Source organism: Actinoplanes sp. NPDC049118 (genome assembly GCF_040648555.1).
GTDB lineage: Bacteria > Actinomycetota > Actinomycetes > Mycobacteriales > Micromonosporaceae > Actinoplanes.
This window is the reverse complement of record NZ_JBEZDY010000010.1, coordinates 184,449-208,083: the sequence shown is the minus strand read 5'-3', so window position 1 is coordinate 208,083 and position 23,635 is coordinate 184,449. Positions and strand designations below refer to the sequence as shown.

The 23,635-nt window shown below is 73.0% G+C and carries 21 protein-coding genes; 9 read left to right on the top strand and 12 right to left on the bottom strand.

Translation table 11 applies throughout. From position 1 onward, the window contains the following. The first annotated feature begins 99 nt into the window (after positions 1–99). From AB0B58_RS17870 to AB0B58_RS17855, 4 genes are all read left to right on the top strand, one after another. The gene (locus AB0B58_RS17870; RefSeq protein ID WP_360224575.1) at positions 100–357 is read left to right on the top strand and encodes a hypothetical protein; all 258 of its coding nucleotides are present in this window, start codon (positions 100–102) and stop codon (positions 355–357) included. 187 nt (positions 358–544) lie between these two features. After that, entirely contained in the window at positions 545–928 is a 384-nt protein-coding gene (locus AB0B58_RS17865) for a hypothetical protein (RefSeq protein ID WP_360224573.1), read from the top strand. A gap of 416 nt (positions 929–1,344) precedes the next feature. Further along, positions 1,345–2,244 carry a diacylglycerol kinase family protein gene (locus AB0B58_RS17860; RefSeq protein WP_360224571.1) on the top strand — a complete coding sequence of 300 codons (900 nt, stop codon included), beginning with the start codon at positions 1,345–1,347 and terminating at the stop codon, positions 2,242–2,244. A gap of 104 nt (positions 2,245–2,348) precedes the next feature. Further along, on the top strand, positions 2,349–2,540 hold the full coding sequence (locus AB0B58_RS17855; protein WP_360224569.1) for a hypothetical protein: 192 nt from the start codon (positions 2,349–2,351) through the stop codon (positions 2,538–2,540). Positions 2,541–2,554: 14 nt separating this feature from the next. On the opposite strand, the gene AB0B58_RS17850 is transcribed toward AB0B58_RS17855, so the two are convergent. Further along, the gene (locus AB0B58_RS17850; RefSeq protein ID WP_360224794.1) at positions 2,555–3,301 is read right to left on the bottom strand and encodes an HAD-IA family hydrolase; all 747 of its coding nucleotides are present in this window, start codon (positions 3,299–3,301) and stop codon (positions 2,555–2,557) included. 85 nt (positions 3,302–3,386) lie between these two features. Between AB0B58_RS17850 and AB0B58_RS17845 the strand changes: the two genes are divergently transcribed. Further along, the gene (locus AB0B58_RS17845) at positions 3,387–6,185 is read left to right on the top strand and encodes a DEAD/DEAH box helicase (protein ID WP_360224567.1); all 2,799 of its coding nucleotides are present in this window, start codon (positions 3,387–3,389) and stop codon (positions 6,183–6,185) included. A 67-nt stretch (positions 6,186–6,252) separates the two neighbouring features. Here AB0B58_RS17845 and AB0B58_RS17840 read toward each other — a convergent pair whose 3' ends face one another. Beyond that, complete coding sequence (locus tag AB0B58_RS17840; protein WP_360224565.1) at positions 6,253–7,590, bottom strand: pectate lyase; 1,338 nt, start codon at positions 7,588–7,590, stop codon at positions 6,253–6,255. A 150-nt stretch (positions 7,591–7,740) separates the two neighbouring features. Between AB0B58_RS17840 and AB0B58_RS17835 the strand changes: the two genes are divergently transcribed. After that, entirely contained in the window at positions 7,741–8,643 is a 903-nt protein-coding gene (locus AB0B58_RS17835; protein WP_360224563.1) for a sigma-70 family RNA polymerase sigma factor, read from the top strand. 26 nt (positions 8,644–8,669) lie between these two features. Further along, on the top strand, positions 8,670–9,452 hold the full coding sequence (locus AB0B58_RS17830) for an inositol monophosphatase (RefSeq protein WP_360224561.1): 783 nt from the start codon (positions 8,670–8,672) through the stop codon (positions 9,450–9,452). A gap of 31 nt (positions 9,453–9,483) precedes the next feature. On the opposite strand, the gene AB0B58_RS17825 is transcribed toward AB0B58_RS17830, so the two are convergent. The 9 genes from AB0B58_RS17825 to AB0B58_RS17785 form a co-directional block, all read right to left on the bottom strand. Then, positions 9,484–9,936 carry a DUF1707 domain-containing protein gene (locus AB0B58_RS17825; RefSeq protein WP_360224559.1) on the bottom strand — a complete coding sequence of 151 codons (453 nt, stop codon included), beginning with the start codon at positions 9,934–9,936 and terminating at the stop codon, positions 9,484–9,486. Between the two features lie 72 nt (positions 9,937–10,008). Continuing rightward, the gene (locus AB0B58_RS17820; RefSeq protein ID WP_360224557.1) at positions 10,009–10,659 is read right to left on the bottom strand and encodes an FHA domain-containing protein; all 651 of its coding nucleotides are present in this window, start codon (positions 10,657–10,659) and stop codon (positions 10,009–10,011) included. Then, a complete protein-coding gene (locus AB0B58_RS17815; protein WP_360224555.1) occupies positions 10,656–11,921 on the bottom strand; it encodes a VWA domain-containing protein in 1,266 nt (421 codons plus the stop codon). The genes AB0B58_RS17820 and AB0B58_RS17815 overlap by 4 nt, the downstream gene beginning before the upstream one ends. Positions 11,922–11,931: 10 nt before the next feature. Next, complete coding sequence (locus tag AB0B58_RS17810) at positions 11,932–12,906, bottom strand: PP2C family serine/threonine-protein phosphatase (RefSeq protein ID WP_360224553.1); 975 nt, start codon at positions 12,904–12,906, stop codon at positions 11,932–11,934. Beyond that, entirely contained in the window at positions 12,903–15,101 is a 2,199-nt protein-coding gene (locus tag AB0B58_RS17805; protein ID WP_360224551.1) for a tetratricopeptide repeat protein, read from the bottom strand. The genes AB0B58_RS17810 and AB0B58_RS17805 overlap by 4 nt, the downstream gene beginning before the upstream one ends. Next, positions 15,098–16,294: a hypothetical protein gene (locus tag AB0B58_RS17800; RefSeq protein WP_360224549.1), complete on the bottom strand. Its 1,197-nt coding sequence runs from the start codon at positions 16,292–16,294 to the stop codon at positions 15,098–15,100. The genes AB0B58_RS17805 and AB0B58_RS17800 overlap by 4 nt, the downstream gene beginning before the upstream one ends. Before the next feature lie 5 nt (positions 16,295–16,299). Beyond that, a complete protein-coding gene (locus AB0B58_RS17795; protein WP_360224547.1) occupies positions 16,300–17,253 on the bottom strand; it encodes a glutamate ABC transporter substrate-binding protein in 954 nt (317 codons plus the stop codon). After that, the gene (locus AB0B58_RS17790) at positions 17,253–18,575 is read right to left on the bottom strand and encodes a hypothetical protein (protein WP_360224545.1); all 1,323 of its coding nucleotides are present in this window, start codon (positions 18,573–18,575) and stop codon (positions 17,253–17,255) included. The genes AB0B58_RS17795 and AB0B58_RS17790 overlap by 1 nt, the downstream gene beginning before the upstream one ends. A 158-nt stretch (positions 18,576–18,733) precedes the next feature. Next, positions 18,734–20,281, bottom strand: coding sequence for a long-chain fatty acid--CoA ligase (locus AB0B58_RS17785; RefSeq protein WP_360224543.1), 1,548 nt, complete (start codon positions 20,279–20,281; stop codon positions 18,734–18,736). A gap of 268 nt (positions 20,282–20,549) precedes the next feature. Between AB0B58_RS17785 and AB0B58_RS17780 the strand changes: the two genes are divergently transcribed. Both AB0B58_RS17780 and AB0B58_RS17775 read left to right on the top strand, forming a co-directional pair. Then, positions 20,550–20,744 carry a ferredoxin gene (locus AB0B58_RS17780; protein WP_360224541.1) on the top strand — a complete coding sequence of 65 codons (195 nt, stop codon included), beginning with the start codon at positions 20,550–20,552 and terminating at the stop codon, positions 20,742–20,744. Between the two features lie 91 nt (positions 20,745–20,835). Then, complete coding sequence (locus AB0B58_RS17775; protein ID WP_360224539.1) at positions 20,836–22,329, top strand: M1 family metallopeptidase; 1,494 nt, start codon at positions 20,836–20,838, stop codon at positions 22,327–22,329. Positions 22,330–22,366: 37 nt separating this feature from the next. Here AB0B58_RS17775 and AB0B58_RS17770 read toward each other — a convergent pair whose 3' ends face one another. Next, positions 22,367–23,635: an extracellular solute-binding protein gene (locus tag AB0B58_RS17770; protein ID WP_360224537.1), complete on the bottom strand. Its 1,269-nt coding sequence runs from the start codon at positions 23,633–23,635 to the stop codon at positions 22,367–22,369.

The following is a 23,635-nucleotide window of genomic DNA, read 5'->3' as shown; positions in this document are numbered from 1 at the left end:
ACGACATCGCGGTGCTGGCCAACCCCGCAGGCGGGGAGAGGCCGGCACCGCGGTCTGCTTTCGGAGGTCCTGGACCGGCTCGGTGCCTCCGGCCGGGTCGTGCGGCTGCTGAGCGCGGGCAGCGCCGAGGACGCCGAGGACGCATGCCACCGCGCGGATCCGCTGGCCACGGCGGAGGCGATCGCCGCGGCGGTCCGTGCCGGGCGCTCCGCCGCGATCGACGCGGCCCGGGTGACCACCGCGCAGAGCGACGTGCGCCGCCGCGCGGCTACTCGCTGGTGCTCGACGGCGTTGACCGCGGCCTCAGCGGGGTTCTGGTCGCCATCGGTAGTCGCCCCAGCTACGGCGGCCTGCTGATCTGCCCGGACGCCGACCCGGGCGACCGAATGCTCGTCGTGGTGGCCGGTCCGCTCGGGCGCGGCGCGTGGAAGCTGAGCCCGTCAAGGGTCAGGAGTGCGCGGCCGCTCCGGTTTGCAGCTGCCTGATACCTTGATCAACTTGATCAACTTGATCAAGGTATTTAAGTACGCTTTCAGGAGGTACCGTGAAACGGATTACAAAACGGATAGCCGTTACGGGGTTCGCCGTCGCTGCGATTGTCGCTGCCACGGGCTCGCCCGCATTTGCGCATGACATCAGGGAGTACGGTCCCTACGGGTGTGGCACCGTCCCGGGCAGTTGCGGCTACGGCCAGGTTCGTGACCAGCATGAGATCATTGACGCCTGCGATACGAAGGCCGATGGCAAGGGCCTCGAAGTGAATTATGAACTGCGCAACGGCAGCTTCGGGACTGTGAAGGACCCGAACGGCTCCGCGTCTGGGTGTGGCATCAAGCGGGTCGGCTCGACCAGTAAGATCGCGAAGTTCCAGGTTTGCGGCTACCCGCTCGGCTCCGGGCGGTTCTGCACGACGTGGAAGGACGCCTAGACCTGGTTAGCCCAACCCGCGGCGCCCTCGGACGTTCTCGTCAGCACGCCGAGAACAATGAACGGCTGGCTGACCGGGGCCGCGGTCGAAATGCGCCTCCTGTGCGCTGAGGCCTCACATCGATCGCCGCGGCTTCGCGGAGCGCCGCGGTAGCCAGGCCGCGCAAACCACTGCACGTCGGGCTTGCCTGTAAAGCATGAGGGCTCTCACCCTCGTCATGGTGGGAGCCCTCGCAAGCCGGGCTGGACGATGACACGATCTCGCCGCTCGAGGACGATCGGGAGCCGGTCACCGCGGGCAACCGGGTCGAGGCGCCGTCGTCGGTCGAGTCCCCGGAGCCCGGTGTCGAAACCGCTGCCGCTGGAGAGCCGGTTCGACGATATGACCTGAGGCACTGTCCGGGTAGCCTCCCGGCTGTGACGAGCGACGACATCGCGGTGCTGGCCAACCCACAGGCGGGGAGAGGCCGGCACCGCGGTCTGCTTTCGAAGGTCCTGGACCGGCTCGGCGCCTCCGGCCGGGCCGTGCGGCTGCTGAGCGCGGGCAGCGCCGAGGACGCCGAGAAGGCATGCCACCGCGCGGTCGCCGAGGGCGTCGGCGCGCTGGTCGCCGTCGGCGGGGACGGCACGCTGCACCGGGCGGTGCAGTCGGTGGCCGGCACCACCGTCGGCTTCGGCATGGTCCCGGCGGGCACGGGCAACGACTTCGCGGCCGGCACCGGCGTGCCGTCGGATCCGCTGGCCGCGGCGGAGGCGATCGCCGCGGCGGTGGCCGCCGGGCGCTCCACCGCGATCGACATGGCCCGGGTGACCACCGCGCAGGGCGACGTGCGCTGGTTCGGCGCAGTCCTGGCCGCGGGCTTCGACGCGATCGTCAACGAGCGCGCCAACCGGATGCGCTGGCCGCGCGGCCCGCGCCGCTACGACCTTGCCATCCTGCTCGAGCTGGCCCGGCTGCGGCCGCGCGGCTACTCGCTGGTGCTCGACGGCGTCGACCGCAGCCTCAGCGGGGTGCTGGTCGCCATCGGCAACTGCCCCAGCTACGGCGGCGGCATGCTGATCTGCCCGGACGCAGACCCGGGCGACGGCCTGCTCGACGTCGTGGTGGCCGGCCCGCTCGGGCGCGGCGCCGTGGCGAGGCTCAAGCCGCGCTTGCGCCGCGGCACGCATGTCACCGATCCGGCGGTCTCCAGCTACCGGGCCCGGGAGATCAAAATCACTTCGGAGGGGATCTTCGCGTACGCGGACGGCGAGCGCGTGGCCGCGCTGGACCTGGTCGTGACGTGTGTACCCGGCGCGGTGCGGCTCCTGCTCTGAGCCGTCGCGGGGTGCGATCGGGTTGCCGTCGTGGCTTCGGCGTCAGCGCCGCCGCGGCGGGGCCGAACGAAGCGGTGTACCGCACACCGGTAGGGAGGCACGGCATGTCGATCGGTTCGCTGAGCTCGAGCACGGTATCCACCGCGACCCTGGCGTCGGCCGACGCCTCCGCGAGCGCCGCGAAGGCGCGCGAGGGCGCGCCCACCATCGCGGACCACGTCGCGGCCGACGAGCGGCAGGAGCCGACCAGCGTCCCCTCGGCCACGCTCGGCACGCTTGTCGACACGTACCTCTAGGTCGACAGGTACCTCTAGATCGGGCAGCCGGCCAGGGCCAGCGTCGCGCTCAGGCCGTTGGGCCGCCCCGGCTCGGCGGCCGGAAGCACCAGCGCCGCGCAGCCGGCCCGCACCGCGCCGGCGTCGGCCGGGCTGTCGCCGACCATGAGCGTGCGCTCCGGGTCGGCGCCGAGCATGCCGCAGGCGCGCAGGAAGATCGCCGGGTCGGGCTTGGTGCGGCCCACCTCGTAAGACAGCGCGTAGGCGTCGACCAGGCCGTCGAGACCCCAGGCTGCGAAGTGCGGCCGGATGTCGAAGCCGATGTTGCTCACCACCGCGACCTTGATCCCGGCGTCGTGCAGGGTCCGCAGGGTTGACTCGGTGTCCGCGTAGGGCAGCCAGCCGGCGGGGCCCAGCAGCCGGTCGTAGAGGGCGTCGGCCAGGCCTTCAACGTCGGTGGTGACCGTCTCCGCCAGGCCCGTGTATGCCGCGCGGTGGCTGTGTTCGTAGAGGTCACGGTCGGCCCAGTGCTCCGCGAGGTGCAGCGGGACGCGGTAGGGCAGGGGCCCGCCGGCGCGGCCGGCGGTGACCAGGCGGTCGGCCAGGATCGTGGCCTTGCCGCGCTCCAGTTCGCGCCCGCAGGCCGCCGCGGCGGCGACCACCCAGGCCACCGGCTCCTCCACCTGAGCGAGGGTGCCGTGGAAGTCGAAGAGCACGGCGTCGACCTGGCGGCGCGACGGGTGGGCGGTCGATTCGGCGGCATCCGGCACGCCGTGCACCATACCCAGCGCCTCCGACGCAACTGTCGGCACCGCCCGCCAAGCCATGACCTTCGTTGTGTCAGAGGTACGCACTAGCCTTGTGTTCATGACGAGCCCTGCCGACGATGTGAGCCCCGCCGAACGGTATGCGGCTTCGAAGCGGCGGGCGGCCCGCGCGGCCGAGTTCCCGGCCCTCGACGACTTCATGCTCGATGTCGGATTCGATCTCGACGACTTCCAGCGCCAGGCCTGCGAGGCGCTCGAGCGCGGCAGCGGCGTGCTGGTCTGCGCGCCGACCGGGGCCGGCAAGACGGTGGTCGGCGAGTTCGCGGTGCACCTCGTGCTGCGGGCCGCCGGCTCCGGCGTCCGCCGCAAGTGCTTCTACACCACCCCGATCAAGGCGCTCTCCAACCAGAAATACCACGACCTGGTGGCGCGCTACGGCGCCGACCAGGTCGGCCTGCTGACCGGTGACAACGTCATCAACGGCGACGCGCCCGTGGTGGTCATGACCACCGAGGTGCTGCGCAACATGCTCTACTCGGGCTCGGCCAGCCTGCAGGGCCTGGCCTTCGTGGTGATGGACGAGGTGCACTACCTGGCCGACCGGTTCCGCGGCGCGGTCTGGGAAGAGGTGATCATTCACCTCCCGGCGTCGGTGACGCTGGTTTCGCTGTCCGCCACGGTCAGCAACTACGAGGAGTTCGCCGACTGGCTGGTCACGGTCCGCGGCCACACCGAGGTCGTGGTCAGCGAGCACCGGCCGGTGCCGCTGTGGCAGCACATGCTGGTCGGCAAGCGGATGTTCGACCTGTTCCACGACGCCGACGCCGCCCGCAAGCACGACGTGCACCCCGAGCTGCTGCGCTACACCCGCGAGATGCTGCGCCGCCTCGAGCTGACCGACCGCACGGCGGGCCCGGGCTGGCAGTCGCGCGGCAGCCGGTCGCGCCGCTGGCAGCCGCCGCCGCGCGCCGAGGTCGTCGACCGGCTCGACCGGGCCGACCTGCTGCCGGCGATCCTGTTCATCTTCAGCCGCGCCGGCTGCGACGCCGCGGTGCAGCAGTGCCTGGCCGGCGGGCTGCGGCTCACCAACGTCGACGAGCGCGCCGAGATCCGGCGCATCGCACAGGCGAAGGTCGCGAGCATCCCGGCCGAGGACCTGACGGTCCTGGGCTACTGGGAGTGGCTGGACGGGCTCGAGCGGGGCGTCGCCGCGCACCACGCCGGCATGCTGCCCGCGTTCAAGGAGGCCGTCGAGGAGTGCTTCGTCCGCGGCCTGGTGAAGGCCGTGTTCGCCACCGAGACCCTGGCGCTCGGCATCAACATGCCGGCCCGGTGCGTGGTGCTGGAACGGCTGGTGAAGTTCAACGGCGAGGCACACGTCGACCTCACCCCGGGGGAGTACACCCAGCTCACCGGTCGGGCCGGCCGGCGCGGCATCGACGTCGAGGGTCACGCGGTGGTGCTGTGGGGCCCGGAGGTCGACCCGCGGCACGTGGCCGGCCTCGCCTCCACCCGCACCTACCCGCTGCGCTCGAGTTTCCGCCCGTCCTACAACATGGCGGTCAACCTGGTCGGCACGGTCGGCGCGGACAAGTCCCGCGACCTGCTCGAGTCCTCGTTCGCGCAGTTCCAGGCGGACCGCTCGGTGGTCGGCCTGGCCCGGCAGGTGCAGCGCAACGTCGACACCATGCAGACCTACGGCGACGACGGCGCCTGTCACCACGGCGACTTCGACGAGTATTTCGCGATCCGGGTCGCCATCGCCGACCGCGAGCGGGCCATCGCCCGCCAGGGCGCCACGCAGCGCCGCGCGGCCACGCTCTCCTCGCTGGAGAAGCTGCGCGTCGGCGACGTCATCCGGGTGCCGCAGGGCCGCCGCGCCGGCCTCGCCGTGGTCCTCGAGCCGGTCAACGGCGGCTTCGGCGAGCCGCGTCCGCTGGTGCTCACCCAGGACCGCTGGGCCGGGCGGGTCAGCCCGGCCGACTTCCCCGGCGCGGTCGACGTGCTCGAGCGCATCCGGGTGCCCAAGCACTTCAACCACCGGTCGCCCGCGGCGCGCCGCGACCTCGCCGCCACGGTCAGCGCCACCGGCCTGGACCGGCACGGCGGCGGCGCCGGGCGCCGCGGCCGCAACCGGGCCGTCCCCGGCGAGGACGCGGAGATCGCGCTGCTCAAGGTGCAGATGCGCCAGCACCCCTGCCATGGCTGCCCCGAGCGGGAGGACCACGCCCGCTGGGCCGAGCGCCGGCACCGCCTCGCCCGCGACACGGACGCCCTGCGGGACAAGGTCGCCGGGCGCACGGGATCGCTCGCCCGCACCTTCGACCAGGTCTGCGCGGTGCTCGCCGGCCGCGGCTACCTGTCGGCCGACGGCGAGGTGACCGACGCCGGCCGGATGCTGGGCCGGATCTGGACGGAGGCCGACCTGCTGGTCGCCGAGTGCCTGCGCCGCGGGGTCTGGGAGGGCCTCGCCCCGGAGGAGCTGGCGGCGGCGGTGTCCATGGTGCTCTACGAGTCGCGCCGTGAGGGTGACGAGCGGGCCTCGGTGCCCAAGGGCGCGACGACCGCCGCGGTCGACGCCTGCCAGAAGCTGTGGGCCGAGATCGAGTCCGACGAGGCCGCGCACGGCCTGTCGCTGACCCGCGAGCCCGATCCGGGCTTCGTCTGGCCGATCTACCGGTGGGCCCGCGGCGAGCCCCTCGCACGGGTGCTGGCGAGCGGGCACAACTACGACTCCGACATGCCGGCGGGCGACTTCGTCCGCTGGGCGCGCCAGGTGCTGGACCTGCTCACCCAGCTCAGGGACGCGCCGTCCGCGTCGACCGGGGTCCGCGACACCGCCCGCAAGGCGATCACCGCGGTGAACAGGGGAGTCCTGGCATATCAGACGGCGCTCTGACGCCGAGCGTCCGTGATCTGCTTTCGCCGAGCCGCGTCGCGGGCCTTCTGTCCCGGGCGGGAAGGCTTCAGATGCCGAGGCGGCGGATTCCCGCGGAGGCGCCGACGATGCGGGGAACCTCGGCCGTCGGGTCGAGTCGGGGGCGCAGGGTGGGCACCCAGCCCGCGTCCGGCGCGAGGTCCGGGTCGTGTGCCGCGTTGTGGGCGGCCACCAGGTCCACCGGGCGCGCCGGCCTGCTGCCGATCCGCACCAGCGTGCCGACGGCCGTGATCCGGGTGCCCTTCCAGTAGCGGATGAGGTCGCCGTCCGGCAGGTCCTCGCTGCGTACGAAGTGGTTGTTCTCCGCGTGGATGCTGGACTCCACGCCGACCCCGAGCGAGTAGGCGTACTCCTCGTCCGTGGCGAGGTAGGCGTTGTTGTAGACGTCCACCTGTCCGAAGCGGACCCGCGGCGCGCGCTGGACCACGTTGGCGAAGCGGTTGTGGTGGACCGTGACGCGCAGCCTGCCGACGTCCACGCCGGGGGTGTCGGTCGAGCCGATCAGCATCGTCTTGTCGTGGTCGTAGTAGTCGTTGTAGGAGACCGTCACCAGGTCGGAGCCGCGGATGATGTCGCTCGCGCCGTCGTGCACCTGGTACGGGCGGCCGAGGCGCACCGGCTGGTCGGCGTCGTGGTTGTTGCCGTCGCTGAAGGTGTTGTGGTCGAGCCAGACGTTGGTGGCGCCGGTCAGCGAGACCAGGTCGTAGAGCGAGTTCCAGTTGCCGGCCGCGCCGTCGGTCGGGTCCCAGGCCGGGAAGCAGTCGGCGGCGTCGGTGAACTCGATGTTGCGGACGATGACGTTGGCGACGTTCGCCAGGATCAGGCTGCCGTGCTCGATCCGGGCGCCGTTGATGCCGATCAGGGTGGTGTCCGGCCCGACATTGATCTTGATCTGGTCGCCCTGGCGCTTCGCCGACCGCACCCGGGCATCCTCGAGCGGGCCGGCCGGCCTGCTTGCCCGGCCCCAGACCGCCGGGTCGTAGGCCGCCAGGAAAGCGTCGAGGTCGTACTCCGGGTCGGCATAGTCGGCGCAGCCGAGCGGCCGGCCCGCGGCGTCGGCGCTCATGCTGAAGCGGCCGCTGACGAAGACGATCCGGGGCGCGGCGTCGCCGGACAGGGCCGCGAGGAGCTCCGCGCGGTTGCGGGCCACGAAGACGTGCGCGTCGTCGGCCGCCGAGCCGCCGGTGGTTCCGGAGCCGGCGGCGGCCCAGCCGTCGTTCGGGGCCAGGGGCTGCCGGGCGAGCCGCAGCGCGGCGGGCGACGGGCCCGCGCCGGCCCGCGAGACGGCGCCGGCCGGCGGGGCCGTGCCGAGCCCGAGGGCCGCGACGACCGACACCGCGGCCAGGGCAAGGGATCGTCCGCGCATGGTGCGCTCCAGGAATTGGGTGAGGAAAGCGCTTACCAGGGCCAACGGTTACATGGGTGTCCGCGCGAGTCAATGGAGACGGATGTGCAGAAAGTTTGCAGTCCTCAGTCCGGACGGGTCGGGCCACTGTGGACGCGGTAGCGTCGAGCCGTGGAGGCCGAGGAGTTCCGCATCGAACTGACCGGCTACGCGTACCGGATGCTCGGGTCCGGATCCGAGGCCGAGGACGCGGTGCAGGAGACGCTGCTGCGGGCCTGGCGGCAGGCCGACCGGTTCGACGCCGGGCGCGGGTCGCTGCGGAACTGGCTGTACCGGATCGCCACCAACGTGTGCCTCGACATGCTGCGCAGCGCGCAGCGGCGGGCCCGCGCGGTCGACCTCGGCCCCGCGGTGCAGGCCGCGACCCCGCTCGGCGCCCCGCTGCCGGAGTGCGCCTGGGTGCGGCCGATCGCGGACGCACGCGTCCTGCCCGACCGCGATGATCCGGCCGAGCAGGCGGTGCGCCGTGAGTCCGTGCGGCTGGCCTTCGTCGCCGCCCTGCAGCGCCTCTCGCCCCGGCAGCGGGCCGTCCTGATCCTGCGCGACGTGCTCGGCTGGCATGCCGACGAGGTGGCCGGCCTGCTGGACACGTCGGTGGCGTCGGTGACCAGCGCGCTGCAGCGGGCCCGGGCGACCCTGCGCCGCGACGCGCCGGTCGCCCCGCTGGATCCGGACGCCGCCGCGCTGCTCGACCGGTACTGCCGGGCGTTCGAGCGCTACGACGTCGCCGCGATGGTGGCGCTGCTGCACGAGGACGCCACGATGTCCATGCCGCCGTTCGCCTGGTGGCTGCGCGGGCGCGACGAGATCGCCCGGGCGCTGCGCCACGGCGACGGGTCCTGCCGCGGCGCGCGCATGGTGCCGGTCGCGGCGAACGGCACGACCGCGTACCGGCAGGAGCGGCCGACCGGTCCGGGTGGCGCGTACGAGCCGTTCGCGCTGATGCTCTTCGAGACCGCCGGCGGCCGGATCACGGAGATCACCACGTTCCTGGAACCCGCTACCGGGAGATAGTCGCGCGCGGCGGGCAGTATGGGTGCGTGCAGAGCGATCTTGAACTTGCCCGGACGGCCACCCTCGCGGGAGCGGCCGTCGCCCTGCGGTACTTCGCCGCCCTCGCCGACCTGCCCCGCGAGCGCAAGGCCGACGGCAGCGTCGTCACCGAGGCGGACCGGGCGGTCGAGGCCGCCATCCGCGCCGTGCTGGCCGAGGGCCGGCCCGGCGACGCCATCCTGGGCGAGGAGGGCGGCGCGACCGGCGCCGGCGCCCGCCGCTGGATCATCGATCCGATCGACGGCACGGCCCAGTTCGTCGGCGGCGACGACCGCTGGCTGGTCCTGGTCGCCCTCGAGGAGGCCGGCGAGATCGTCGCCGGGGTGGCCGCGGTGCCCGCGCAGGGCGGTCTCTGGTGGGCGCGCCGCGGCGGCGGCGCCTTCGCGGGCAGGCTCGACGGTACGGGCCAGCGGCGCATCCACGCGTCCGGCGGCCGCACCACAATCGCCGGTAGCCGCGTCGGCGTCATCCCGGTGGCGCCGAACCTCACGGCCGCCGACGAGGCGATCGCGGCGCCGCTGGGCGCGGTGGCCTCCATCGTGGAGTGGGACGTGCACGCCGCGCTGCTGGTCGCCGAGGGGTCCCTGGATCTGGCGCTGCAGACGCGGGGGCAGCTCTGGGACTTCGCCGCCACCGCGTTGATCGTCGAGGAGGCCGGCGGCTGTTACGGCGGCGCCGACGGGATCCGCGGGCCGCGGCCGGGCGTCTCGCTCTTCGCCGCCGACCGGGCGTTGTGGGGCGCCGCACACGCCGCGCTCTGGCCGGCGTAGCCGCGGGGGGTGCCCGATCGGCCCGGCGGCGTCACGTCGAGGTGTTCGACGAGCGGACGAAGAGCAGGGCCAGCAGGGCGCCGATCGACAGGATGACGCTGATGATGCCCAGGACCCGGCCGAGCAGGGCCGGGCCGACCCCGTGTGCGCCGTTGCCGCGGGTGCTCATGACGATCGCCGCGATGCCCGGGATCCAGCCCAGCACGCAGAAGGCCATCGGCACGCTGAACAGCCCGAGGATCAGCGCGGTGCGGCCGGCACCGCGGTTCGGCGGGGTCGGCGGCGCCGCGTTGCGCGGGTCCCACTGCAGGCGCGGCGGCAGGTCCTGCACCTGGCCGAGCAGGTCGGACGCGAACGTGGCGGTGCTCACCGCGACCACTCGGGCGTCGTACTGCGGCGTGGTGAGCAGGCCCTCGTCAAGGGCCTGATTCAGCAGGTCGATCACCTCTGTGCGGTGCACCGTGCCGATGCGCTCGTCCTTCATCGGTGGCGAACGTATCGCGGCGCGGACCGGGCGCGCGGCGAAACCCCCAGTTCTCGCCGATTCCGATGGGCCTCAGGGCGCCGGCGCGTGCAGGGCGATCGTGGTCCACGCGCCGACGTGTACGCGGTCACCGTCGCCGACGCTCCGGGTCTGGCCCGCGGTCAGCGGCTTCGGCTCGTCGTTGAGCCACGTGCCGTTGGTCGAGCCGAGGTCGGAGACCAGCCAGACGCCGTCGACGCTCAGGGTCAGCAGCGCGTGGCTGTGCGAGACCCCCGGGTCGGCGTCCGCGAGGTCGATCTCCGGGTCGGTGCCCTTGGACGTGCTCCGGCGCCCGATCCGCACCTGCGGCGCCGGCAGCGTCACCGTCCGCTCCGCCGGCTGCTCCGGGAAGTCGACGCCCTCGATCGCGTTGGCCTCGAAGTACTCCCGGTCGGCGTACACCGTCGCCGTCCACCGGCCGGCCGCCGGGGGTGCCACCGGCGGCTGGGCCAGCGTCGGCACCCGGCCGGTGCTGTGGTCGAAGCCGCAGTCCTCGCAGAACCGGCCCGCGCCGGCCCTGGGCGTGCCGCAGTTCGGGCACGGATCGCCGCTCGGGGACGCCGGTGCGGCGGCCGGAGCGACGCCCGGGCTGAACGCCGCCGTGCCGCCGATCTTCGCGCCGCAGGTGTCGCAGAAGTCGCCCGTCGTGGACGCGTGGCCCTTCGGACAGGTGAAGGTCGTCATTGCGCCCGTCCCACCCGGACGGTCTTGGTCGAGCGGGTGTCCAGGGCCATCTCGTCGGCGGCGTCGACCTTGCGCCGCAATCGAACCGTCCCGGTCGCCGCGTCCTCGATGTCGACGACGGTGGCCAGCAACTCCTCGGTCGCCTTGTTCCCGCTCTCGTGCGCGAGCTGGGCGGCCCGGCCGAACTTCAGCGTGGCCGTGCGGTCGTCGCCGGCCTTGCGGGCCTCGATGCCCTGCTGGATCGCGTCGGCCAGCTCGGCCTGCCCGGTGTAGTGCGCGACCTGCCGGTTGATCCGGGTGGACAGCGCCGAGTCCTCGGTCCAGACCGCGCGCACCAGCGTCTGTGCGTGCACGACGTCGCCCTCCACGACGGATACCCGGGCCGCGAGCATCTCGTCGCCCGCCGCGCCCGCGGTGACGTCGATGCACACGTGGTAGTCGCGGCTCTCCGTGCCCCAGGAGCCGAGCGGATAGCGGCCGGCGCGGGGCCCGTCCGCGACCCGCTTACCGGTCAGGTCGGCCACCTGCGGCTCGACCTGCTTGACGAAGCGGACCGTCGAGTTCACCGGGGTCCAGACCTTGAGCTGCACGTCGGCGCTCGTCTTGCCCATGGCGGCGGTCATCATCTGCTCGAACGCCGCGGTCAGATCCTGCGGCCGCGCCACGATGTCGACCGTGCCCAGCATCGCCGCCGCGACTTTGCGCAGCTCGGAGACCGTCCAGTTGGTCCCGACGCCGCGGCAGTCACAGGTGAAGCTGCCGCCGATCTCCTGCAGCACGTTCTCCAGGTAGCCCTGGTACTCGCCGTTCTCGCCGTCGGTGAGCAGGATGGCGTGCGCGATGTCGCCGGGGCGCTGCGCGAAGAGCTGGCCGGCGAGCCGGAGCCAGGCGCCGATCGCCGTGCCGCCGTTGGCCTGCAGGCGGTCGATCGCGCCGACCGCCCGGGCCCGGGTCTCCGGCGTGGCGACGGCGAGCTCGCCGGGCGCCGGGAAGAGCTGCTGCGCGGTGCTCACGCCCGCGATGATGGCGAAACGGACGCCGTCGTCGATGCAGTTCACCGCGGCCTTGGCGGCCTGCCGGGCGGCGACCATCCGGCCCTCGGCCATCATCGAACCCGAGCAGTCCACGATGATGATCTCGGTGGCGCCGGCCGTGCGCCGTCCGCCCTCCGCGCCGGACGAGGCGACGGTGACGATGGCGTTGACTTCGGTAGCGCCCAGTGCGAGGAACTCGTTCTGGAACGCCTCGGCGGTGTACGGCACGGGCTCTCCCTTAGCTGTGGGGGGTGTCGAGGGGTACGAGGGCGACGGTGATGTTGTCGGAGCCGCCGGCGGCGTTGGCGAAGCCGACCAGGGACCGCGCCGCCTCCAGCAGGCCGTCCGTGTCGCGCACGGCGCCGCGGACGGTGTCGGCGAAGGCAGCCGGTTCGGTCAGGTAGTTCCACAGGCCGTCGCTGCACAGCACGAGGTGCCCGGTGGTCTCGGCGAAGAAGGTGCCGGTGCGCGGCGCCACCGTGCCCGCGTCGGCGCCCAGCCAGGCGGTGATGGCGTGCGCCTTCGGGTCGTTCCAGGCGGCCTGCGGGTCGGCGCCGAGCGCGATCGCGTGGGTTGCCCACGAGTCGTCCTCGGTGAGCTGCACGGCGTCGCCCTCGGCGGGGACCCAGTACGCCCGGCTGTCGCCGACCCACCCGTACCCGATCTCGGTGCCCCGCACGCAGGCCGCCACGATCGTGCAGGCCGGGTTGGACGCGGCCCGGCGCGGGTCGCCGGTCGTGGCCAGGCCGGCGACGGCGCCGCCGGCCGCGACGAGGGCCGCGCCGATGCTCTCCGCGAGCCCGGTGGCGGCCATGGTCAGCGCCTTGCCGGTGACCTCGGCGGCGGTCTCCGAGGCGACGTCCGGGTCGAACGACGCGGACACGCCGTCGCAGACCACCACGTCGACGTCCGCGCCCCGGGTGGCCAGCCACATCGCATCCTCGTTGCGGTGGTGACGCAGGCCGCGGTCGGTCACCGCCGCGGCGACCGCGCCGGCGTCGGCCTCGACGTGGTCGCGCGGCCGGGCGGCGAGCATGCCGCAGTTGCCGCAGTAGCCGTCGTCGCCGACGACCCCGGCCGCGCCGCAGGACGGGCAGTCCTTGCCGATGGCCAGTCCCGCGCCGGTGGCCAGCGCCTTGCCGCAGTTCTCGCAGAACGCGGCGCCCGCGGCCCGCTCGTCGGTGCAGGACGCGCAGTCCTCCTGGGCGATCACGTGCGGGTCCTCGGCCGGGCGGCGTTGGCCAGGTCCACCAGGCGGATCTTCTCGGGGCCGTGCGTGGCCCGGGCCATCTCCCGGTACGCGCCCTCGAGCGCGAAGCGCACGTCGCGTTCGCCGGCGGTGCCGTCGCCGGCCGTGCCGAGCACCGCCGCCGGCACCGAGGTTCCGGCGGTCAGCGTGGTCAGGGCCCGCTCGAGCAGCTCGGCCCGGAGCGCGGCGAGCTGCGCGGCCTCCATCTCCAGCCGGCCGATCAGCGCGGCCGCCGCCGCGAGGGCCGCGACGTCGGCCGCGGCCGAGGAGTGCGAGTGGACCAGCGCCCGGACCGCACCGACCTGCGAGCTCCGGTACGCCGCCGAGGTGCCCGGCACCCGGTTGTACGCCTCGACGGCCCCGTCGCGGTCCCCGGTGGCGAGCCGGCACCGGGCCAGTCCCGCCGCCGCGGTCGTGTACGCCGGGTCGGTGCGGCTCACCACGTCGTAGTAGCCGGCGGCCTCCGCGGGCAGCCGCGCCAGTTCCAGGGTCAGCCCCAGCGCCAGCTTCGGGGCGAGCTCGCCGGGCAGCGCCGAGTAGACCGCGTCGAACCGGGCCTGCGCCCGGCCGAGGTCGCCGGAGGCCAGCGCCAGGACGCCGTCGTACCAGGCGAGGCGCCAGTCGCCGGCGGCCGCCGCCGTGATCGTGTCGCGCAGCCGGGCGGCGTCCGCGAACGCGGCCGGGCCGGTGCCGGCGGCGCCCAGGTCGATCAGCGCCCGCAGGGCACGCAGCTGCACCTCGAAGGTGTTCTCCGGCGCCTTGCCGAGCAGGGTGAGCACCTCCTGCGGATCGGTCACCGTCACCGAGGCCAGGAACGCGGCCGCCGGGTCGGTCAGGTCGATCATCGGGGCGGGCAGGAACCGCCAGTTCGGCGCATCGCTGCGCGGGTCGCTGCGCAGCTCGCCGGTGAACAGCCGCGACGTGGCGGGGCGCGGCTCGCCGTCGGCGGCGGCGAGCACCTCGCGCAGCACGCCGAGCATCTGCTCGGTCATCTCCGCGGCGTCGACGAAGCGCTCGGCGGGGTCGATGCGGGTGGCCCGGTGCAGCAGCCGGTAGAACGACTCGTGCTCGCGGTAGACCTCGAACTCGCCGCGGTCCGGCAGGCTCTCCTTGAAGGTGCTCTGGTAGCCGCGGAAGTCGGTGGTGAGCACCGCCAGCGTGCGGCCGATCGTGTAGAGGTCCGACTGGACGGACGGGCCGGCCTGCGCCATCTCCGGCGCCTGGTAGCCGACCGTGCCGTACAGGGCGGCGTCCTGGTCGTCGATGTGCACGACGCCGCCGAGGTCGATGAGCTTGACCTGGTCGCCGGTCTGAATGACGTTGTCGGGCTTGAAGTCGCAGAAGATCAGGCCGCGGTCGTGCAGGTAGCCGAACGCCGGCATGATCTCCAGGACGTAGGCGAGGGCCTGGTCCAGCGGCAGCGGGTCCGGCTGGTTGCCGTTGGCCGCGCGGCGGTCCTTGAGGATGCCCTTGAGCGACTCACCGCCGACGTACTCCATGACGATGTAGCCGGCGCCCTCGTGCTCGACGAAGTTGTAGATCTTCACGATGTTCGGGTGCTCGACCTCGGCGAGGAACCGCTGCTCGGCCACCGCCGCCGCCAGCGCGTCCTCGTCGCCGGAGTTGAGCAGGCCCTTGAGCACGACCCAGCGGTCCGAGACGCGCTTGTCGTTGGCCAGGTAGATCCAGCCCAGCCCGCCGTGTGCGAGCGCGCCGATCACCTCGTACTGGCCGCCGACCAGGTCGCCCTTGGCGAGCTTCGGGGTGAAGTTGAAGGCCTCGCCGCACGACGGGCAGAAGCCGGCCGTGCGCCCGGGCCGGTCACCGCGGGCGCGGCCCACCGGGTTGGCGCACTTCGCGCAGTACCGCTTCTCCTCCGGCACCTCGGCGACCGCCATGATCGCGGTGGCGGGGTCGCGCTCGGGCAGCGGCGCCACGTCGACCAGGCCGCCGCCGAAGCGTCGCCGCCGGCTGCCGGTGCGGGCGCTGCCCGTGCGTGCCGATCCGCCCGTACGCGTCGACAGCGCGCCGGTGCGCACCGACGGCGCGGTCGCGGTGCGCTGCTTCGGTGCCACGGCGGCGGTCTTCGGCGGCGCCATGCCGCAGGTGTCGCAGTAGCCGTCCTGGATGGTGCCGGGACAGTCACGCTGGCATTTCACTTCAGTCCGTCCCTCGCGGTCGTGGCGGTGAGGCGGGCCACCGCGTCCTGGTAGGCGTTCACGGCCGCCCGCGCGGCGTCCAGATCGCAGGGCGCGGTGTAGAGCGAGGTGCGCGCCCGCTCGGCGAGCGGCGCGAGCGCGGGGTCCTCGGCGAGGCCGCGGCGGCCCGCCTTCGCCTGGTAGGCGTCGAGCCGCCCGCGCAGCTCGTTGCGGGAGCCGAGCATCGCGGTGTTGCGGGCGGCGGCGCCGCGCAGGGCCTCGAGCCGCTCGCGGGCCCGCCGGGTCCAGTCGGCGAGGCGGGGGCTGATCAGCGCCCAGTGCCCGGCGGCGGCGAGCGCGTCCAGCGCGGCCAGGTCGGGCCGCAGGTCGGGCCCGGCCGCCGGCGCGACGGCCGAGTCGGCGAAGCGGCCGACGACGCTCTGCTCGGCCGCGGCGGCCGCGCGGGCCGCCTCGGCGAGTTGCTCCGCCAGGGCGTGCGCGTCGGTGAGGCGCTGGGTGAGCGCCTCGCGCAGCTCGCCGGCCGAGGTGCGTTCGGCGTCGGCGCGGTCGAGCAGCGTGCGCACCGCGGCCAGCGCCGCCTCGTCGCAGCCCAGCGGGTCCGTGGCCAGCGCCGAGGTGAAGTCGCCGAGGCGGCGGTCGGCCTCGTCCAGGGTGGCCGAGCGGGTCAGCGTGCGCAGGTGTGCGAGCGACGAGGCGACCGTCGCGGCCTCGGGCATCAGCCGGTGCCACACCTCGCCCGCCCGTACGGCCACGTCCACCGCGGTCTTGAACGCGGCCTCCATGGCGGCGAGCAGTTCGGCGGGGGAGCAGGTGGTGCTTACCTGCCCGGCCCCGAGCAGCCCCCGCTGGGCGAGCGGCACGGTCCGGGTGGAGAGCGTGATCGAGCGGCCGAGGACCTGGTGCACGTACGCGGCCTTCTCGGGGTCGGTGAACCGGCGCTGGTTGCGCGCGGACCGGGCCGCGGTGATCAGCGCGGTCAGCATGCCGTAGCCGTCCCAGAGCTGGGTCAGCGCCTCGGTGGCATCCGCCCAGGCCGCGGCGGTGCGGCCGCGCAGCGGCCCCTTGTCGAGGTCCCTGCGCGCGGTGTTGTCGTCGAGGTCAACCAGGTTCGAGGCGACCGCGGCCGCGGCCGCCTCGAGGCGCATCAACTCGTTGTCGGCGCGGCCGAGCAGATGCTGGGTGGGTGCGGTCATGGGTGTCAGTCCCGGTACTCGGCCGCCGGCGGCGGCGGCGCGGCGCCGAAGTCGCCGAGCCACCGCTCGTACGTGGACTTCCAGGTGCCGTTCGCGCGGTTCCTGGCCAGCACCGCGTTGACGAACCGGGTGAAGTCCTCGTGCTCCTTGGGCATCGCCATGCCGTACGGCTCGTCGGTGAAGCGCGGCCCGACCACCTTCGCGTACGGGTCCTGCGCGGCGAGGCCGACCAGGATGGTGTCGTCGGTGGAGATGGCGTCGACCTCGTTCTGCTGGAAGGCGACCAGGCAGTCGCCGAAGCCCGGCCGGTCGACCGGTATCGGCCTGCTGGCCACCTTGGCGATGTTGTCATACGAGGTGGAGCCCTTGGCGGCGCAGACCTTCCGGCCGCCGAGGTCGTCGATGCCGGTGGCCTTCGAGTCCTTGGAGACGAGGACCTTCTGCCCGGCGTCGTAGTAGATGCTGGAGAAGTTGACGTCCTTCCAGCGCGCGCAGTTCGCCGTCATCGTGTCCGCGACGATGTCGACCGAGCCGTCGACGACCGAGCTCACCCTCTTGTCGTACCCGATGACCTTGATCTGGATCTTGTCGGGGTCGCCGAAGATGGCCTGGGCGACCTGCCGGCCCATGTCCACGTCGAAGCCCTCGACCTTGCCCGTGAACGGGTTGCGGGAGCTGAACAGCAGGGTGTCCTGGCTGGTGCCGAGCACCAGCCGGCCGCGCTTCTGGATCTCCGCCATGTAGCTGCCGGCCGGCATCCGGCCGGGCGCGGGCAGGGCGCCCGCGGGGCGCAGGCTGGCGCGCGGCCGGCAGGAGTCGTCGGCGGGCGCGGCCGGGGCGCCTGTCGATGCCCCGGCCGAGGCGGTGGGCCGGCCCGGCAGCGGCGAGGAGTCGCCGGAGCAGCCGGCGGCGGCGAGCACGGTGACGGCGGCGGCGACGAGGGCGGCACGGGTGCGCATCAGCGGTACTCCTCGAGTCGGGCCCGCAGGCCGGCGAGGGCGAGGCCGCAGACGATCAGGGCGAGCAGCGGGCCGAGCACGGTCAGCGGTCCCAGGCCCCGCCCGGCGTCGCCGATCTCGTCACTGAACACGTCCTTGCGGTTCTCCAGCGCGCTGTCGATGTCGTCGGTGAGGCCGGTGAAGGTCTGCGACGTCTGCGCGCCGATGGCCAGCGCGACGGCGCCGTCGTAGTCGGCGCCGTTGTCGAGCTTGCGGACCTGGTCGTGCGCGCTCACGTAGGCGCGGTGCTTCGTGACCGCGGACCGGACGGCCTGACCCGCGTAGCCGGCCGGCATGATCTCACCGGCGTCGGCCAGCAGCCCGTCGAGCCGCGCGGTGGTCTCGTCGAAGTCCTTCTCGAGGGCGCCCTCGCCGGAGCGGGCGGCCAGGGTCAGCGCCTCGTCGCCGCGTTCGCGCAGGGCGGCGATGCGGGCCTCGGCGAGCAGGGCCACCGGCCGCGAGCCCTCGGTGTCGGCCTCGGACAGGTGTGCGCGCTGGGCGATCAGCACCCCGCCGACGGCGAGCGCGAGGACCACCGTGACGGCGGTGGCGGCGACCAGCGGCAGGTTGAACGTCCGGCGGGTGGTGCGGCTCAGGTAGAGCTGGGCCCGCAGCAGCGCGCCGAGCAGGGCGATCAGCAGGATCACCAGCAGCGCCGCCCACCAGGAGCTGCGTGCGGCGCCGTAGCCGTCGTCGACCTCGCCCCGCGCGGCCTGCAGGAGCGCCTGCGCCTGCGGCTGCAGGGACTCGCGGCTCAGCGCGGAGGCGGAGGACAGGTACGCCGCGCCGATCGGCAGGCCCTGCCGGTTGTTGGCGCGTGCGCTGGCCACCAGGCCTGCATAGCGGGTGACGTCGGCGGAGAGGCGGCGGATCGCGTCGGCCGAGGGGCCCTGCTCGGGCGTGCGCCGGGCGGCCGAGGTCAGCGCGGCGGTCGCCCGTTCGAGGTCGGCCTCGTAGCGGCGGGTCAGCGGGGCCGGCTCGAGGCCGCCGGCCAGGAACGCCTGCGCGGCGGTGGTGTCGGCGTCGGCGAGTGCGGAGTAGATGGTCTCGGCCTCGACGAGCAGGGGCTGCGCCCGGTTGCCGAGGTCGTCGGTGCCGCTCGCCGCGGCGGCCGCGGTCAGGCCGGTGACGAGGCCGGTCAGCAGGGCCAGCGAGACCAGGGCGGCGAGGATCAGCTGCAGGCGGCCGGGTGAGGTGTTCCGCAGCCGTCCGACGCGGTCGAGGACACCCCCGCGGGTGTCCGCCGCGACCGGAGCCGCCCGGTCCAGCTGCGCTGTACTCAAGCTTCCTCCGTCTATGCAGTGCGTGGTCGGGCACTCACCCCAGCCACTGTGCCGCACGTGTGCAAACGATCTTCACGACGGGGTGGGCCGGCCGATTCTACGCAGGACTGCGCGCCCGGAGGGTCCCCCTCCGGGCGCGGGTCCGCCGGTACGTCAGGTCAGGTGAGTGCGCGCTTGAGCAGCTTGCCCGTCGCGGTCATCGGCAGCGTCTCGGCGAACTGGACCACCCGCGGGTACTTGTAGCCGGCCATCTGCTCCCTGCCCCAGGCGACGAGCTCCTCCTCGGTGATCGTGGCGCCCTCCTTGAGGATCACGTACGCCTTGACCTCCTCGCCGTGCGTCGGGTGCGGCACCCCGATGACCGCGGCGAGCGACACCGCCTCGTGGGTCATCAGGACCTCCTCGACCTCGCGGGGGTAGACGTTGAAGCCGCCGCGGATGATCATGTCCTTCGCCCGGTCGACGATGTAGTAGAAGCCGTCCTTGTCGCGCCGGCCCAGGTCGCCCGTGCGGAACCAGCCGTTGTTGAGCACCTCGGCGGTCGCCTCGGGCCGGTTGTAGTAGCCCTTCATGATGCAGTGGCCGCGGATCGCGATCTCGCCGATCTCGTCGCTGCCCTCGACGGTGTTCCAGGACTCGTCGATCAGCTTCACCTCGACGCCCCAGATCGGGATGCCGATGGAGCCGGGTCGCGGGTCGCTGTCGGGGTCGCTGAACGTCGCGACGGGCGAGGTCTCGGACAGGCCGTAGCCCTCGAGGATCGTCACCCCGAAACGCTGCTGCACCTCCTTGATGATCTCCAGCGGGAGGCTCGACCCGCCGCTGACCGCGATCCGCATCGTGCGGGCGATCTTCTCCACGTCGATGTCCCCGGTCAGGGCGTTGAGCAGGCCCCAGTACATCGTCGGTACGCCCGCGAAGAACGTGACGTCCTCGGTCTGCAGCAGCTTGACCGCGGCCGCGGGGTCGAAGCGCGGCAGCAGCACGAGCGTCGCGCCGCTGGCGAAGCCCGCGTTCATGTTGACGGTGGAGCCAAAGGAGTGGAAAAGGGGCAGGACGAGCAGGTGGGTGTCCGTGCCGGGCTTCGTCTGGAACAACCGGTTGCAGGTCAGGGCGTTGAGGATCAGGTTCGAGTGGCTGAGCTCGGCGCCCTTGGCCTGTCCGGTGGTGCCGCTGGTGTAGAGGATGACCGCGGCGTCCGTCTCGGCCGCCAGCACGGTCTCGAAGACCGGCGACTGGCCGGTCAGCGCCCGGCCCAGCGTCTCGGCGCCCTCGATCGGCGACGGCGCGGCCGGGTCGGCGGTGACCAGGAAGAAGTGCTCGCAGCCGTCGACCTGGCCGAACCCGGCGTGGCCCTCGGTGCCCATCGGCAGCTCGGCCGTGCCCTGGAAGCAGAAGTACGCCTTCGCCTCCGAGTCGGTCAGGTGGTAGGCGATCTCGCGGCCCTTGAGCAGCACGTTCAGCGGCACGACCACCGCGCCGGCCTTGAGGATCCCGTAGTAGATCACCGGGAAGTACGGCAGGTTCGGGCACGAGAGCGCCACCTTGTCGCCGGGGCCGATGCCGCGGGACTTGAGCAGGTTGGCGACCTGATTGGCGCCGGCGTCCACCTGGGCGTAGGTCAGGCGCTGATCGCCGAGGACGACCGCCGCTCGGTTGGGATAGTGCCGGGCACTGTCCTCCAGGAAGACGGAGAGATTGATCATGCGTGGTCTCCTCGAAATGTCCGCTGTGGCGACGGTCTCAATCCCAACACGCCGGGGGTGGATGAAAAACCCTCCGGCCCGGTTTTGTTCACCTGGACCCAGCCTGGCACGCGGCGCCGGGTGTGGTGCCGGATCCGGCCGACGCCCGCGCGCTGCCGGGGCGCCGGTGGTTTTCGCGGTGATCGGTGCATATCGGCACAGACGTTGACCGACGGAAGGGCGCCGTGCAGTGTGGACGCGGTGACTCAACGTGATGCTTGGAGAGCTCATGAAGGTAGCCGTCGACACCCACCTCTGCATCGGGTCGGGCACGTGCGCGCTGACCGCCCCGGCCGTCTTCGACCAGGATCCTGAGGAGGCCCTCGTCGTCGTCCTCGACCCGGAGCCGCCGCCCGAGCAGTACGAGGCGGTCCGCTCGGCGGTGCTGCACTGCCCGGCCGCGGTGATCTCCATTCTGGACTGAGGGCGGCGGGCGTCGAGGAACTTCGATAGGTTCGAGCCGACCACTCGACGTCGGACCGTGATCCGGTCCGCCGACGGAAGGAAGTTCGAACGTGCGACGACTGCTGGTGGCAACGCTCGCCACCGCACTGACCTTGGCCGGGGGCGCCATCCCGGCTCAGGCCGCACCCGCTCCCGGCGGCGCCGGGCTGGGGGACGAGTACTTCCCCGACTACGGCAACGGCGGCTACGACGTCTCACACTACGACGTCCGGCTGCGCTACTACCCCGACGACGACCGCCTCACCGGCACCACCACGATCCTGGCCACCGCGGCGCAGGACCTCAGCTCGTTCCACCTCGACTTCGTGCTCGACGTGGCCTCGGTGAAGGTCAACAACCGGCCCGCCGCGTTCAGCCGGGAGGGCGACCACGAGCTGGTGATCACCCCGTCGCGGGCGGTCGCCCGCGGCGGCGCGATGACCGTGGTGGTGCAGTACTCCGGCGTGCCGTCCAACAAGGTCGCGGCCGGCTTCACCGCCTGGGTACGCACCCCCGACGGTGCGCTCGCGGTCGGCGAGCCCGAAGAGGCCTGGTGGTGGTTCCCGAGCAACGACCACCCGAGCGACAAGGCCACCTTCGACGTCTCCGTCGCCGTGCCCGACGGGGTCGAGGTGATCAGCAACGGCGTCATGCCGCGCAACCCGGTGCGCGAGATCCTCGGCTGGACCCGGTGGAGCTGGCGCTCGATCCATCCGCAGGCGACCTACCTGGCGTTCCTGGCGATCGGGCAGTACGAGATCACCCGGGACACCACGGCCGACGGCCAGCAGGTGATCAACGCGTACTCGGACCGGCTCACGCCGGACTTCGAGGACGCGGCGAAGGCCAGCGTCGAGCGCACCGCCGAGGTGATCGACTGGGAGAGCAGCGTCTTCGGGCCGTACGCGTTCGAGGCCCGCGGTGGCGTCGTGGCCCCGCCGAACACGCTCGGCTTCGCCCTCGAGACGCAGACCAGGCCGGTCTACTCGTCGGGCTTCTTCCGCAGCGGCTCGAACCTGTCGGTGGTCGTGCACGAGAACGCCCACCAGTGGTTCGGTGACACGGTCTCGGTGGACCAGTGGAAGGAGATCTGGCTCAACGAGGGCTTCGCCAGCTATGCCGAGTGGCTCTGGTCGGAGGAGCAGGGCGAGGGCACGGCACAGGAGATCTTCGACTACCTGTACGCGACCGAGCCGGCGGACTTCTGGACCGTCGCGCCCGCCGCGCCCGGCCCCTCGGAGATCTTCGGTGGTGCCGTGTACGACCGGGGCGCGATGACCCTGCACCAGCTCCGGAACACCATCGGCGACCAGGACTTCTTCGAGCTGCTGCGCACCTGGGTGGCCGAGCACCGGTACGGCAACGGCGACACCGTCGAGTTCACCACGCTCGCCGAGAAGGTGTCCGGCCAGCAGCTGGACGACCTGTTCGACGCGTGGCTCTACACGCCGGCGAAGCCGGCGGTCGCGGGCGCCTCCGCGCTTGCGAGGGCCGCCGCGCCGAAGGCGCCGAAGTCGCTTGCCAAGATCCAGCAGACGCACGACCTGCTGCGCGACCGGCACTGAGCGCGCCGAGCCCTGCAGGGCAGCTGCCCTGCAGGGCTCATCTGCCCTGCAAAGCCCTGGTCAACAGGTCGGCCAGGTCCGGTCGCAGCGACGGGACCTGGCCGGTCAGCACGGCATGCACCTGCTCGTTGAGCACCCTGCTGAAGGCCACGTAGTTCGGTGACACCGGCCGCAGCCGGGCGGTGTCGATCGCCTGGCGCAGCAGCGGCACGTAGGCGTACTTCTGCTTGATCGTCTCGTCCTCGTAGACGCCGGCCCGGGTCGCCGCGAAGCCGCCGTTGACGAAGAGCAGCCGCTGACTGCGCTCGCCGGTCAGGAACTCGATCAGCGCCTGCGCCGCCCGGGGCTGCCCGGTCCGCTCCGAGATCGCCAGGTTCTGCCCGCCGAGCACGCTGACGCCGGGCAGCCGCGTGACGTCGAACTCGAGCCGCCCGCCCCCGGCCCGATCGTCGGCGAGCATCGCCCGGTACGCGACCGGCCAGTTGCGCATGAACAGCGTCCGGCCGTCGCGGAACGCGCTGCGGCTGCGGGTCTCGTCGGAGGACGTCGAGTCCGGCAGGATCAGGCCCGGCCGGTCGTCGCTCGGCGGGGTGAGCAGCCGGGCCGCCTCGTTCCACTTCGCCAGGTCGAGGCGCACCGTGCCGTCCCCGGCGACCGCGAGGTCGCCGCCGAGCGACCAGACCGTCTCCAGGAAGTTGACCGTGAGCCCCTCATAGCTGTTGAGCTGGCCGGTCCAGGCGGCCTCGAAGCCGGGCCCCACCCTGGTCTCCCTGATCGTTTCCCAGTCGAACGGCGGCTTCAGCCCCTGGTCGGTGCGGTAGTAGAGCAGCCCGGCGTCGGTGTTGAACGGCAGCGCCCACAGCCTTCCGTCGTACCGGCAGGTCTTCAGGGGATTGCTCATGAACGCCCGGTCCGGGCGCTCGGCGAGCAGCGACTCGTCGATGGGACGGATCAGCCGGCGCCCGGACGGCGGATCGGCGAACCGGGCCGTCCAGGCCACGTCGAGGTTGAAGATGTCGGTGTCGCCGTCCTCGGCCCGGTTGACCATCTCCGCGTACTGGCCGTCCGCCGCCTCGGGGAGCGTCACGATCCGGGCGCGGTTGCGGGGGTGGCTGTCGTTCCAGATGTTCACCAGCTGCTGGCGCTGCCCGCCGGTGCTGTCGTCCTGGCCGCTGAGGATGACCAGCTCGCCGCTCTCGAGCTCCGCGGGCCCCGAGAGCGGGCCGAAGAGGAACAGCGAGGCGATCAGCGCGGCCCCGGTCAGGTTGCCGGCGACGAAGGCCATCCAGGGCCGCAGGCGCAGCAT

What these genes read in the sequence shown, in the direction of transcription:
- AB0B58_RS17855 (WP_360224569.1), top strand. Translation starts at nt 2,349, where the DNA reads ATGTCGATCGGTTCGCTGAGCTCGAGCACGGTATCCACCGCGACCCTG.
- AB0B58_RS17850 (WP_360224794.1), bottom strand. Translation starts at nt 3,301, where the DNA reads ATGGTGCACGGCGTGCCGGATGCCGCCGAATCGACCGCCCACCCGTCG.
- AB0B58_RS17845 (WP_360224567.1), top strand. Translation starts at nt 3,387, where the DNA reads ATGACGAGCCCTGCCGACGATGTGAGCCCCGCCGAACGGTATGCGGCT.
- AB0B58_RS17840 (WP_360224565.1), bottom strand. Translation starts at nt 7,590, where the DNA reads ATGCGCGGACGATCCCTTGCCCTGGCCGCGGTGTCGGTCGTCGCGGCC.
- AB0B58_RS17825 (WP_360224559.1), bottom strand. Translation starts at nt 9,936, where the DNA reads ATGAAGGACGAGCGCATCGGCACGGTGCACCGCACAGAGGTGATCGAC.
- AB0B58_RS17820 (WP_360224557.1), bottom strand. Translation starts at nt 10,659, where the DNA reads ATGACGACCTTCACCTGTCCGAAGGGCCACGCGTCCACGACGGGCGAC.
- AB0B58_RS17800 (WP_360224549.1), bottom strand. Translation starts at nt 16,294, where the DNA reads ATGACCGCACCCACCCAGCATCTGCTCGGCCGCGCCGACAACGAGTTG.
- AB0B58_RS17795 (WP_360224547.1), bottom strand. Translation starts at nt 17,253, where the DNA reads ATGCGCACCCGTGCCGCCCTCGTCGCCGCCGCCGTCACCGTGCTCGCC.
- AB0B58_RS17785 (WP_360224543.1), bottom strand. Translation starts at nt 20,281, where the DNA reads ATGATCAATCTCTCCGTCTTCCTGGAGGACAGTGCCCGGCACTATCCC.
- AB0B58_RS17780 (WP_360224541.1), top strand. Translation starts at nt 20,550, where the DNA reads ATGAAGGTAGCCGTCGACACCCACCTCTGCATCGGGTCGGGCACGTGC.
- AB0B58_RS17770 (WP_360224537.1), bottom strand. Translation starts at nt 23,635, where the DNA reads ATGCTGCGCCTGCGGCCCTGGATGGCCTTCGTCGCCGGCAACCTGACC.